This window comes from Pontibacter sp. GD7, assembly GCF_058216375.1.
Map to the genome: position 1 here is coordinate 44,943 of NZ_JBYZMP010000009.1, position 13,437 is coordinate 58,379.

General features: G+C 48.8%; 10 protein-coding genes. 8 read left to right on the top strand and 2 right to left on the bottom strand.

The window, feature by feature from the left end:
* Positions 1 to 478: 478 nt before the first annotated feature.
* The 8 genes from AC4BAP_RS14155 to AC4BAP_RS14190 all read left to right on the top strand — a co-directional run bounded on the left by AC4BAP_RS14155 (position 479) and on the right by AC4BAP_RS14190 (position 10,881).
* Positions 479 to 2,317 (top strand): M61 family metallopeptidase, encoded by a 1,839-nt coding sequence (locus AC4BAP_RS14155; protein WP_490583319.1) that lies wholly within the window; start codon positions 479 to 481, stop codon positions 2,315 to 2,317.
* A gap of 94 nt (positions 2,318 to 2,411) precedes the next feature.
* Entirely contained in the window at positions 2,412 to 3,083 is a 672-nt protein-coding gene (locus tag AC4BAP_RS14160; RefSeq protein ID WP_490583320.1) for a hypothetical protein, read from the top strand.
* Between the two features lie 169 nt (positions 3,084 to 3,252).
* Positions 3,253 to 4,269, top strand: a complete 1,017-nt coding sequence (locus AC4BAP_RS14165) for an MBL fold metallo-hydrolase (protein ID WP_490583321.1) — start codon at positions 3,253 to 3,255, stop codon at positions 4,267 to 4,269.
* A 68-nt stretch (positions 4,270 to 4,337) separates the two neighbouring features.
* The gene (locus AC4BAP_RS14170; protein WP_490583322.1) at positions 4,338 to 5,804 is read left to right on the top strand and encodes a sodium:solute symporter; all 1,467 of its coding nucleotides are present in this window, start codon (positions 4,338 to 4,340) and stop codon (positions 5,802 to 5,804) included.
* A gap of 601 nt (positions 5,805 to 6,405) precedes the next feature.
* Positions 6,406 to 8,223: an ABC transporter ATP-binding protein gene (locus tag AC4BAP_RS14175; protein ID WP_490583323.1), complete on the top strand. Its 1,818-nt coding sequence runs from the start codon at positions 6,406 to 6,408 to the stop codon at positions 8,221 to 8,223.
* Positions 8,224 to 8,367: 144 nt separating this feature from the next.
* Positions 8,368 to 8,898, top strand: a complete 531-nt coding sequence (locus AC4BAP_RS14180) for a hypothetical protein (RefSeq protein WP_490583324.1) — start codon at positions 8,368 to 8,370, stop codon at positions 8,896 to 8,898.
* Between the two features lie 101 nt (positions 8,899 to 8,999).
* Positions 9,000 to 9,869: a DUF2911 domain-containing protein gene (locus AC4BAP_RS14185; protein WP_490583325.1), complete on the top strand. Its 870-nt coding sequence runs from the start codon at positions 9,000 to 9,002 to the stop codon at positions 9,867 to 9,869.
* Between the two features lie 97 nt (positions 9,870 to 9,966).
* Positions 9,967 to 10,881 (top strand): class I SAM-dependent methyltransferase, encoded by a 915-nt coding sequence (locus AC4BAP_RS14190; RefSeq protein ID WP_490583326.1) that lies wholly within the window; start codon positions 9,967 to 9,969, stop codon positions 10,879 to 10,881.
* 662 nt (positions 10,882 to 11,543) lie between these two features.
* Here the strand turns inward: AC4BAP_RS14190 and AC4BAP_RS14195 are convergent.
* The gene (locus tag AC4BAP_RS14195) at positions 11,544 to 13,250 is read right to left on the bottom strand and encodes a sodium:solute symporter family protein (protein WP_490583327.1); all 1,707 of its coding nucleotides are present in this window, start codon (positions 13,248 to 13,250) and stop codon (positions 11,544 to 11,546) included.
* Positions 13,247 to 13,393, bottom strand: a complete 147-nt coding sequence (locus AC4BAP_RS14200) for a hypothetical protein (RefSeq protein ID WP_490583328.1) — start codon at positions 13,391 to 13,393, stop codon at positions 13,247 to 13,249. Before AC4BAP_RS14200 ends, AC4BAP_RS14195 begins: the two co-directional genes overlap by 4 nt.
* Positions 13,394 to 13,437: the final 44 nt, after the last annotated feature.

Consider the following 13,437-nt stretch of genomic DNA (forward strand, 5'->3'; position numbering starts at 1 on the left):
CTCCTTGTCCAAGGAGGGGAATTACGCAGGTGTAAACATCCCCCTACCCCCTTCAAAGGGGGACTTTCCGCCTTTTTTTAAATTGAAGTATAAGCTTCGTAGTACAGCCATCAAGCGGACAGAACGTGACCTGCACCTATAAATTTAAATTAATACTTGCTTGCCAGTTCCGATAGCCGCTTACGAAGAAGTGTCGATCCCAGCCTTTGGGTGGGGGAAGGGGGCCCTCGATAAAGAGCGCCTTCTATTGTTGCGGTGCTGAGCTTGCTCAGCAGCCCGCAGCGGAGCGAGGAGCAGCTTCAATAGACAGCGCGATGCCAAAAGGCGAGGCCACGCGGCCTTGAGCGCACCAAAGCAAACTATAAAACTATAGACAAGTAAGACTGAGGATGAACAGCAACTAGCAAAACAAACAACATAGATCCCCCTTGCCCACCTCCCCCACAATCCCTATCTTTATCTGTTAAAATCCTCAACTATGAAAAGTATAAAGCTAGCCATACTTTGTTTGGTGCTGGGCATAACCACTACAACTGCCTTAGCTCAACAGAAAGTAGAATACAAACTATCGTTTCCGAATGCCGTGCACCACGAAGCGGAGGTACAGGTAACTTTCTCCGGCGTAAACACCGATACACTTCAGGTGCTGATGCCCCGAAGCTCACCGGGTCGTTATGCTCTGCACGAATTCGCCAAAAACGTGTACAACGTGCGCGCCACTGATGCACAAGGTAAGCCACTGCAAATCTACAAAGCCAACACCAGCCAGTGGAATGTGGTAAAGCCGCAAGGCAATGTTACGGTAAGTTATACTTTGTTCGCCGACCACGCCGATGGCACCTATGCCGGCATCGACGAAACCCATGCCCACTTAAACGCACCAGCCACCCTAATGTATGCCAAAGGCTTTGAGCAGGTTCCGGCTTATGTGCATTATAACATCCCGCAAAACAGCAACTGGAAAGTAGCCACCCAGCTAAAGCACGAGCAAGGTACAACCTATTCTGCACCCAATTTTCAGTACCTGATGGACAGCCCCGCTGAACTCAGCAACTTCGACTTTGCAGAGTGGACAGTAAACGACAATGGCAAACAAAAAACGATTCAGGTGGCACTGCACCACAACGGTACGCAGGCGCAGTTTCAGGAGTATGTAGCCAAAACCAAGAAGATCGTAGCAGAACAACAGGCAGTATTTGGCCAGTTACCAGATTTTGATTTTGGCCGCTATACGTTTATTGGCTGTTACATGCCACAGGCAGTCGGCGATGGCATGGAGCACCGCAACTCCACCATACTTACCAGCACCCGACCACTTGCCACGGCGATGGGGCCACTGCTGAACACGGTGTCGCATGAGTTTTTCCATGCCTGGAACGTGGAGCGTCTTCGCCCTAAGAGTCTGGAACCGTTTAACTTTCAGGAGGCAAATATGAGTGATGCGCTTTGGCTGGCCGAGGGCTTTACCAGTTACTACGGCGACCTGACCATGGCCCGCAGCGGCATTTACGACGTTAAAAAGTATGCAGCCGACCTGGCAGGTGATTTGAACTACGTGCTACTGTCGCCGGGCAGGGAGTATCATAGTTTAGTGGAGATGAGCCAGCAGGCACCTTTCGTGGATGCAGCCCGCTCCGTGGACCCTGTAAACCGCCACAACACGTTTATCTCATATTACACATATGGCTTGGTAACCGGCCTGGCCCTGGATATGACGTTGCGCCAGCAGTACAACAAAACCCTCGACGAGTATATGCAGGCCCTGTGGCGTAAGTATGGCCAACCCGAAAAACCGTACACGTTGGCAGATTTAGAGCAGACATTAGCTGAGGTGTCCGGCGACAAGGCCTTTGCCAGCCAGTTTTTCAGGAACAGCATATACGGCAGCCAGTTACCAGATCTGGCTCCCATGCTTGCCAAAGCCGGACTGGAACTGAGAAAAGCCAAACCAAACGAGGCAATACTTAGGGGCGTGTCGTTGGATTACCTGGAGGATAAAAGCGGTGCCAGAATAAGCAACGGTACATTTGTGAATTCCGGAGCCTACAAAGCCGGCCTGGACCGTGGCGATGTGATTTTGACGCTGGACGGGGATAAACTAAAAAAGGAGAAAGACCTGAAAAAAGTACTTGAGAAGCACAAACCCGGCGATACCATCCAAATAACGTTTAACCGCCACGGCCAGACACGTAGCACCAGCCTTGTACTGGATGAGAACCCGGCATTTGAACTGGTTACCTATGAAAGTATAGGCAAAGAACTGACACCAGAGATGATGAATTTTAGAGAGGCATGGCTAGGTTCTAAGACAAAGTAATAACAGACACAACAAAGTATAAACTTCAGCGTTTTTGCTTTTAAACTTATGGCGCCTTAACTTAGTATAAAGATTTATACTTCAGAGATTTCACGTGAAAAATATACTTAGAACCATACTGGCAGTTAGCTTACTTTGGGCAACGCAGGCCACAGCGCAGAACGTGAAGCCCAACCTGAATGCTGCTCCTGTTCCGGAAACAACTACGGCACCTTCAGCTGTTAAGCAACAGGAGAATGCTGCAGCCGCCAAACCAGCCTGGACTGGCCCTAAACTTAGCTACGGTTTATCGGCGGGTGCCAGCTTTAGCAATGGTTTTGGCAGCGCCACCTACCTTGAGCCTTCGGTGCGCTACCAGGTTAGCAACCGCTTCAGGGTAAATACCAGCCTTTCTTACATTAACGTAATGCCTCATAACAGCAGCATGATTGGTCCGGAGGGCAATACCGTGGTATACCGCAACAATGGCAGCAGCCATTATATCGCCAGCGTGGGCGTAGATTACCTTGCCACCGACAGGCTTATACTGAGCGGCAATATCTGGAGAGACTTCTCTAACATGCCAGCCAATGGTTTTAACAACAGCATGTTCAGCCCGGGCCGTATGGGAGCCGATTTCAGGGCCGCTTACAAAATAACAGAGCACTTTACGGTTACCGGAGGCCTGCGTTATACAGATGGTGCTTCGCCATTTGCCGCACCTTTTGGCTCTCCGTTCTACGGTCCTGGGTTTGGCAACTCCAACCGTTTTGGTTTAGGGTATTAAGCTGTTTGGGAGTAACTAGCACACGTCAATTAATAAAAGTATAAAAGCGCTTTTCCGACCTCGGGTAAGCGCTTTTGTTTTGGCTAAAATCCTGAACGCTCGTACAACAACTGTATCATTCTAACCAAATCCGTATACTTTTGGTTAACGAATCAAAACCAGATTAGCATTGCAGCATAACAACAACGACATACGCCACCTTAAAAACGAACGCCTCGAAACTATTAAACCCAGCCACAGGGGCAATAAGGTTATCAGGGGCATGTTTGCCAACGGGGAGGAACTATACACCCCAAGCTTCGGCAATGTGCTAAAGTGGCAGCTTTCGAGAAACCCGCAGCGCGAAGAGAAAAAACGCGATACCTATAAGCCAACCGTGCACCATAACGCCGACTTCATCAACTCCGACGAGGACATGGTGGTGTGGCTGGGGCATGCTACTTTTTTCATCAGGTTAAACGGCATCAGTTTTATCACAGACCCCGTGCTGTACAACCTGCCCGTGATTAAGCGTAAAACAGAGCTACCCTGCCAGCCCGATCAGCTTCGCAACCTCGATTTCATGCTTATCTCGCACGCGCACCGCGATCACCTGGATACACAGTCTATCAAAACCATATTTAAGCACAACCCGCAACTAAAAGCCCTGGCCCCGCTGCATGTGGGCAAGATCTTGCGCAGCACTTGTCCGCATTTGCCTTACCAGGAAGCCGGCTGGTATCAGAAGTATGATTTAGTGCCCGACGCCGTGGAAGTATACTTTATGCCTGCCATGCACTGGCACCGCCGCGGCCTTACCGATATGAACAAAATGCTTTGGGGAAGCTTTGTCTTAAAAACCCCGACGTTCAGCTTATACTTTGCTGGCGACTCGGCCTATGGTCCGCACTTTGAGGAAGTTGCCGACTTGCTTGGCCCTATGGACCTGTGTATTATGCCGATCGGTGCCTATAAACCCGCCTTTCTGATGCGCCAAAGCCACATGAACCCACACGAAGCAGTCAGGGCTTATAACAACCTGCGTGGTGGCACCTTTATACCAATGCACTTTGGCACCTTCGATTTGTCGGACGAGCCACCCGGTGAGCCTGTGCGTATCCTGCAACAAGTGTCGGCTTCTGGTGTGTTGCAGGGCCTGCGGTTGCCTGCCATTGGTGAGCCAGTGCTTTTGAGTGAGCTACAATAGGCCAACGTAACAGCAGCCATACTTTTGCTATCTTTGCCCACCTGAATGGTTTACCAACAGCAAATGTTATGTCATCTACCCTTATACTTGGCTTAATTGCAGGCTACTTCTGCATACTTATACTTATCTCGTTTTTAACCAGCCGCAAAACCGACTCCGACACTTTTTTTCTGGCTAACCGCAAATCGCCGTGGTTTGTAGTGGCATTTGGTATGATCGGTACAACCTTGTCGGGTATTACCTTCGTTTCGGTGCCGGGCATGGTAAAGGGTGCGCAGTTTACCTACTTGCAAATGGTGCTGGGCTACCTGCTGGGTTATTTGGTTATCGCTACGGTGCTTATGCCGCTTTATTACCGCCTCAATCTGGTCTCGATCTATACTTACCTGGAGCAGCGCTTTGGCTATTGGTCTTATAAAACTGGTGCGGCCTTTTTTCTGCTCTCGCGCACACTGCTGGCCTCTATTCGCTTGTTCCTGGTGGCAGGTGTGCTGCAGTTGGCTGTGTTTGATGATCTGGGCGTACCCTTCGCGGTTTCGGTTATCATCACCATTCTGCTTATCTGGGTTTATACTTTTAGGGGTGGCATGAAAACCATCATCTGGACCGACACCTTCCAGACAATGGCCATGCTGCTGGCAGTGGGCATTACCATCTGGCTAATTTCTGATGAGTTGAACTTGGGGTATCAGGGTATGGTAGATATGGTGCAGGCAAGCGATTACTCCAACGTGTTTGTATGGGATTTTAAGGCGGGCAACTACTTCCTGAAGCAATTTTTAACGGGTGCCTTTATCACCATCGCCATGACAGGACTGGACCAGGATATGATGCAGAAAAACCTGAGCTGCAAGAACATTAAAGATGCCCAGAAAAACATGTTCTGGTTTAACATGATCCTGGTAGTAGTTAATGTGCTGTTCCTAACCTTAGGAGTGTTGCTTTATACTTACGCCGAAACAAAAGGCATTGCCCTACCCGAAAGGGCCGATGATGTATTCCCATTTCTTGCTCTCAACCACTTTTCGGCTTTCCTGGGTATCGTGTTTATACTTGGCATCATCGCCATTACCTACGCCTCCGCCGACTCAGCATTGGCTGCCCTCACGACTTCTTTCTGTGTCGATTTCCTAAACTTCAAGGATAAAAGCGAACACGAGCGTATTCGGCAGCGCCATTGGGTGCACGCGGGCATGTCTTTGGTGATGGTGCTACTGGTAATCGCTTTTGATGTGTTACAGTCAGCAAGCGTTATATCTACCATGTTTACCGTGGCTGGCTATACGTATGGGCCTTTGCTGGGGCTATACGCTTTTGGCCTCTACACCAAGCGTACCATCCGGGACAAGTATGTTCCGGTTATTTGTATAGTAGCGCCAATTCTTACCTACATCATCAGCTACAACTCCATGGATTGGCTATGGGGTTATGTTTTTGGTTACGAGGTGCTGCTCCTGAATAGCTTCATTACTTTTACCGGTTTAATGGCTTTGTCTAAGGGTAAAGTTGGGGAGTTGGAATTGGTGAAGCGTTAGGTTAATTCTAGTCTGGCGCCAGTATCCAACTGGTGCTTGTTTGTGTGTGCGAGTCTCCAGACTCGCTTTTACACTTTAGCGTTTAACTGCTTCCTTTATCTCCAGAATTTATTACAGACGATTAACACACCCCTGCCCCTCTCAAGAGGGGAATCTGCGCTATTGCTGATTTATACTTGTTTGCCAGTTGCAGAAGGCTTTAACCAAGAAGTGTCAATCCCAGTTTCTCTGTTGAGCCGCCTTGTGAGATCCGGTGCCCGGAGGGCAGCGCGTAAGCGCAGGAGGGAACACAGCGGCGATGCAGAGAAACGAGGCCACGCGGCCTTGAGCGCACCAAAGCCAGAAATGAAACAATAGGCATACAAAACTGAGGAATGCAACCAGATAGATATAATAGCGGATACTAACAGAATGTAACCAACAAAAAGTATAAAACCACATTCCAACCCCTCCATTACCCATAATATCCCCAACATTCCTTACCTTTGTAAGATTTTGCGGGGATGCGGCATTATTCTAGCCGTTGTACTGTTATAACCCCGTCAGCACAAAGCTGTTACAAGTTTACAGCAGCTTCTAATTATACAAGTATTTTTCATTAATGGCAAAACGCGGATTCGGGCTAAACGGAGAGCAGGAAAAGGAAGGCAGAAAGAAAATCACGAAAGAGAGCTTTCGCCGTGGCCTACGGATATTTAGCTACGTTCTACCTTACAAGTATAAATTCATAGTTGGTTTAGTATTCCTTACTCTGTCCAGCTTAACTTTTATGGCTTTCCCATACTTGGTGGGCAAGCTATTCGACTCCTCTACTGGCAATGCCAACGGCCTCCTGGAAGACATCAACATGATCGCCATTGGCCTGTTTCTGGTTATTCTGGCGCAGGGTATCTTCTCGTTTTTCAGGGTATACTTTTTTGCGCAGGTAAGCGAGAATGCCGTAGCCGATATCCGCCGCGACCTGTACAGCAAATTTGTACAGCTGCCCGTTTCGTTTTACGAGAAAAGGCGCGTAGGTGAGATTACAAGCCGCATCACCACAGATGTAGCGCAGGTGCAGGATGCCATGTCTATTACTTTGGCAGAGCTTTTCCGCCAGACAACCACACTGATTGTAGGTATAGCCATCATCATGTGGACTTCCATCAAGCTATCCTTGTTCATGTTGGCGACCTTCCCGGTGCTGGTAGCGTTGGCCTTGGTTTTTGGCCGCAGAATTAAGGCACTGTCTAAGAAAACGCAGGACGAGCTGGCAAATACCAACGTGATTGTAGAAGAAACGCTGCAGGCAATAAATACGGTAAAGGCCTTTACGAACGAGATGTTTGAGGTTGCCCGTTACCAAACTACGCTGGGCCGTGCTGTTAAAACCGCATTGTCGGCTGCTTACTACCGTGGTGCCTTCATCACCTTCATCATTGTAGGCCTCTTTGGAGGTATCATACTTGTAATCTGGTACGGTGCCACGCTGGTTGCCAACGGCGACATTGAGCCAGGCAGTTTGATATCCTTTGTGCTGTATACTGTGTTCATTGGAGCATCAGTCGGCGGACTCGGTGATCTGTATGGCAAAGTGCAGTCGTCGTTGGGTGCCACGGAGCGCATATTGGAGATATTGCAGGAGCAGGAAGAACCAACCGATAAAAGCCACAAAGCCCTGAGTGAAATCAAAAGGCTGGAAGGCGATATTGCCTACAACCAGGTTGCTTTCTCTTATCCTACCCGCACTGATGTGCAGGTGTTGCGCGACATCAACTTTACCGTAAGAGCCGGTGAAAAAGTGGCTTTAGTAGGCCCAAGCGGTGCCGGTAAGTCTACTATCGTGCAGTTACTGATGCGCTACTATGATGTAACTGGCGGTGGCATAACGGTAGATGGCAAGGATATTCGCGATATGGATCTGACCACCTTGCGTGCAAACATAGGCATTGTACCGCAGGAGGTATTGCTGTTTGGAGGCACCATTAGGGAGAACATTGCCTATGGCCGACCAGAAGCAACTGAGGCCGAGATTATAGACGCAGCCCGTAAAGCCAATGCTTACGACTTCATCATGTCGTTCCCGGAAGGATTTGACACATTAGTGGGCGAGCGCGGCATCAAGCTATCTGGTGGGCAGCGCCAGCGCGTGGCCATTGCCCGTGCCATACTTAAGAACCCGGCCATACTTATACTCGACGAGGCTACCAGCTCCCTCGACTCGGAATCGGAGCACCTGGTGCAGCAGGCCATGGACGAATTGATGCAGGGCCGAACCACCATCGTAATCGCACACCGCCTGGCTACCATCCGCAAAGTGGACAAGATACTGGTGATAGATGGCGGCGAAATCGTGGAAGAAGGCTCTCATGACTTGCTTTCAGTGAATCCTGAGGGCATTTACGCTAACCTGCTTAAACTGCAGTTCGAGTTAAGCTAATCCAAGTATAAAAGAATCAGTAAATCCTGCCAGCTAAATAGTCGGCAGGATTTTTTGTTTTAATAATATACTTTTGCCTATATTTTGCGTAGAAGTCCTGAACCGCTAAACCCTACTCAAGAATAGCAGGCTTTACTATACTATATGCCAAAACACCTCTGCATCACCCTGCTTTTATTATTATTGCCTGGCCTGTTATTTCCTGGTAAACTGTTGGCGCAACGGTACAGAACCGCAGAAAATTTCAGCGCCATGACCGCGACCTATTTTGAGGCAGGAGGCAATGGCGACACTTATTCTGTAAACCTGGAACGTTTGTTTTTGCAGCAGGCTGAATTAAAAGTAGGTCTGAGGGTGGGGATAGGCTCTAACCTGTTTTTTCTGCCCGAAGAAGACACCACTTATCCCATTGTACCAGTAGAGGCAGTTGGCTTAATGGGGCGGCGAGAAAAACATTTTGAGTTCGGATTAGGTTATACCCGCAGGTTCACTGACAACCCTGAATTGCTGCATGATATGTACTTCGGACGATTGGGCTTTAGATACCAGCCACCAGAAGGCGGGCTTGTGGTGCGGGTTGCGCTTACGCCGTTTATATCGTCTGAAAGCAACGTGCGCACGCCTGGTCTGGCATTGGTGCCACGATTTGGGTTAAGTATAGGGCGCAGCTTTTAGTTTGTCGAAATTGACCGTAAAACAACCTACTCAAATTCGCCAACAAGCTTAAGATTATGTAATATTACGTTACTAAATATACCTCTATAAACACTATCATCATGAAAAAAACAGTATTTAGCTTTTTGCTTTCGGCTGCCCTGCTGTTTGGCGGCGGCGCACTACAAGCTCAAGGTATTAAAATGCCGGCTCCAAGCCCGGCACAAAAAGTAGAACAGGCAGTAGGTTTAGGCACTATTACAGTAGATTATTCCCGCCCATCCATGAAAGGCCGCGAAATTTTTGGCGACCTGGTGCCTTATGGCAAACTATGGAGAACAGGTGCAAACGCATCAACCAAGATCAAGTTCTCTGATGATGTTACAATTGAAGGCAACAAAGTACCTGCCGGCGAATATGCCCTGTATACTATCCCTGGTAAAGACGAGTGGACCATCGTTATTCATAAAAATACAAAACACTGGGGTGACGGCGGCCCGGAGTATAAACAAGAAGAAGATCAGGTTCGCTTTAAGGTAAAGCCTCAGCAAAACCCACGTAAGGTAGAGTCTTTCACGATCAACTTCACAAACCTTACTGCCGATGGCACTGATGTGGAAATTCTGTGGGACAGAACCATGGTTCCGTTTACTGTTAAAACAGACGTAGACACAAGGGTAATGAGCCAGATCGATGCGCAGGTTGCTAAAAACCCGAACGCAACGCCTGGTCTATATGCTGCTGCGGCCAACTACTACTTCGAAACCAACCGCGACCTGAAGCAGGCACACGAGTGGATGAAAAAAGCCAACGAGAAAGACGCTAAGTTCTGGAACCTGCACACACAGGCTAAGATCGAGGCTAAAATGAAAAACTACAAGCAAGCCATTAAAACAGCCGAGAAATCGATGGAGCTGGCAAAGGCAGCCAACAACGCCGATTATGTAAGCCTGAACGAGAAGGCGATTGCTGAGTGGAAAAAGATGAAATAAAGCTACCTTTGCATTTACCGTATATAAAGCCTCCGGAGGTATACTTCGGAGGCTTTTGTTTTAGTTAAAGTATAAATCACATTAAAGTATAGCGCTGTTGGAAGAGAAAATGCATTCGGAAGAACACCTGGGCCCGGCCCGGGAGTATTGGTGGAACGAGGACTATTTGGAGTTGCTGGTTAAGCGCCTGTACATAGACTATTGCCAGACCCTCGTGGATATTGGTTGTGGAAAAGGTATGATGGGCTTCAAGTTCTCGAAGTACATGCCTGCCGGTGCAAAAGTTTACGGTGTTGACTACGAACCTGGCTACATTGCCGAGGCCAGGCAGCGGGCCCAAAGCGAGTTCGGCCAGAATAAAATTGATTACGAGTTTAAAGTTGGCAACGCCACCGACATACCGCTGCCAGACAACATTGCCGATGTAACGCTTTGCCAGACCCTGCTGATCCACGTGAAAAACCCGCAGCGCGTGATTCAAGAGATGATCCGGGTAACCAAGCCTGGCGGCTGGGTGCTGGCCCTGGAGCCAAACAACCTGGTGCCCAACCTCATGTTCGACCGCTACGGAGAAACCGACTTTAACGTAGAGGGGATGCTGGACGTGCTGGAGATAAAACTTCGCATCGAGAAAGGCAAAAAGCAACTCGGAGAAGGCTTCAACTCACTAGGCGATGTTATTCCAGACCTGTTCTTAAAGGCTGGTTTACAGGATGTAAAAGTATGGATATCGGACAAGGCACTTTCCATTATCCCGCCTTATGACACCCAGGAAAAAATGCTGCGAGTAGAGCAAATGCTACAGTGGATTGAATCGGAGGCGATGGGCTACGACTACCAGGATAACCTGAACTACTACATGGCAGGTGGCGGTGACAAAGACAAATTTGATGCCTACTGGCAGAAGTTGCTGTACAACAAGATCACCTTAAAGCAGAAGTTGGAGAAACAGGAGTATGTTTCGGCTGGTGGTAGTTTGGTTTATATTGTTGCGGCCCAGAAACCGAGGTAAGATTATACTTATTGTTATGCTTTTTAGCTGCTAAATTTCAAGTTTACTTATCCTTTCTATTGATCTACTGTTCATCCTAAGTCTTATTTCCCAATCGTTTCATCTCTGGCTTTGGTACCCTCAAGGCCGGGAGGCCTCGCCTTTTGGCATCGCGCTGTGTACCTGAAGCTGCCTCCGCTCTGCTCCGGCTGCCTCGCTTCGCTCAGCACCGCAACAGCTACAAGGCGCTCTTTATCGAGGGCCCCTTCCCCCACCCAAAGGCTGGGATTGACACTTCTTCGCTAACGGCTGATGTAATTTGCAAGCAATTATAAATAAGTAGTTGCAGGAATTCCCCTCCTTGGACTTTAAAGGGGGCCCCTTCACCCCCAGGAGGGGATAAAGGGGTGGTTTGACCCGGTTTTACAGAAATTCCCCTCTTGAGAGGGGTAGGGGTGTGATACACACCTGTGCTGCACAGCAACGGTGTTAGCCATGTGCACCACCGACGATTTTTTGTTTGAGCGTTCAGCGAGTTCAAAATCGTCTTGATTCTTTTGCTTACTTTTCTCATCAAGGAGAAAAGTAAGGCCCAGCCGGCGAGGCGAAAAGCTGGCAACGAGCAAAAAGCTTATAAAAAGGTGATGGAGTAGGTATTCAACCCGGCACTTGCAAACAGCAACCTACCCCGCTACCACTCCCTTTCTCTTCTTCCCGATCAGCCCTTCAAGTATAAACCCGAACACCACCACACAAACACAACCAATTACGTTAAACCACAGAAAAGCGATTTCGGTGTATTTGAAGCAGTAGAGCACCACCAGCTCGGCAAGTATGGCAGCAAAGAAAACGGCGTTACCTTTTATGCGCTTGATGTAAAAGGCCACCAGAAAAATACCCAGTATAGTGCCGTAGAAAATCGAGCCGATAATGTTGACTGCCTGGATCAGGTTATCGAGCAGCGAGGCAAACGTGGCGAAAAGTATGGCGATCAAGCCCCACCCTACGGTAAACAGTTTGGAGGCGTTCAGGTAATGCCTGGCATCGCCTGTGCTGTTTACTGAACGCTTGTAGATGTCTACCACGGTGGTAGAGGCCAGCGCGTTTAACTCAGAGGCCGTAGAAGACATGGCCGCCGAGAAGATAACAGCCAGCAACAAGCCTACCAATCCGGTTGGCAGGTATTTCATCACAAACGAGATAAAAACATAGTCTGTGTCGCGGGTCTCTCCTTCAGGGTTTGCTTTGGAAATTAGCCCCTTAACCTCTTCGCGTACTTCCTTCCCAGCTGCGGTTAAGGCTGCTACCTCTCCTTCTGCCACTGTAATAGCAGCTTCATCCTCAGCCTTTAGTGCCGTAACCAATCCCTGTACAGCCTGCTGCTTCTGCTCGAACAGGTCGCTATACTTCGACTCCAGTTGGCGCAGCTCCGGCTCGTAGGCCGTACCGTATACTTTACTTTTGGCAGCATCATTAAAAAATACTGGCGGCTGGTTAAACTGGTAAAACACAAACACCATCACGCCGATAAACAGGATCAGGAACTGCATCGGTATCTTTAGCAAACCATTAAACAGCAGGCCCAGACGGCTTTCAGCCACTGACTTGCCCCCCAGGTAACGTGCCACCTGGCTTTGGTCGGTGCCAAAGTATGACAGCGCCAGAAACAAGCCTCCGGTTAACCCTGACCAAAAGTTATAGCGGTCATCCCAGTCAAATGAGAAGTCCACCACATTCATCTTGCCCATTTTTCCGGCCACAGCCACGGCATCGCCCAAGCCAACATTGTCGGGTAGGTAGCTTACCACCATGATCCCGGCTATGATCATGCCTCCCATCATCACGGCCATTTGCTGCTTCTGTGTTACACTAACCGCCTTGGTTCCACCCGACACAGTATACACGATCACCAGAATACCGATAAGCAGGTTGGTGATGGTCAGGCTCCAACCAAGCATGGTAGAAAGTATGATGGCCGGTGCGTAAATGGTAATGCCTGCTGCCAGGCCACGCTGCACCAAGAAGAGCAAAGCCGCCAGCGAACGGGTTTTCAGGTCGAAGCGGTTTTCCAGGAATTCATAGGCCGTAAATACATTTAGCCTGTAAAAAATAGGGATAACTGTGATGGAAATAATAACCATCGCTATCGGCAAGCCAAAGTAGAATTGTACAAAGCGCATCCCATCCTCGTAGGCTTGCCCCGGCGTTGACAAAAAGGTGATGGCACTTGCCTGAGTCGCCATAATGGACAAACCAATCGTCCACCACTTCATGCTGTTGTCGCCTTTCAGATAGCCTTCTATGTCTTTGCTGCCGCGCGTTTTCCAAACCCCGTAGATCACGATAAAGCCCAAGGTGCCCAGTAATACGATCCAGTCTAGTGGTCTCATTCGTAGATCTTTGTAAGGATATAAAACAGGATGATCAGGAATGCCAGGTTGCCCAGCACCAGCCAGTACATGCCAGACCAGCTTTTAAAAAACGGAGGCTTTGTAATTGGCGCCTCTTCATCTACAGGGTGATTTTGTTTCATAGTTTTTTTGAAAATGGACGTATCTCGTAGCACGTATCAAGTAT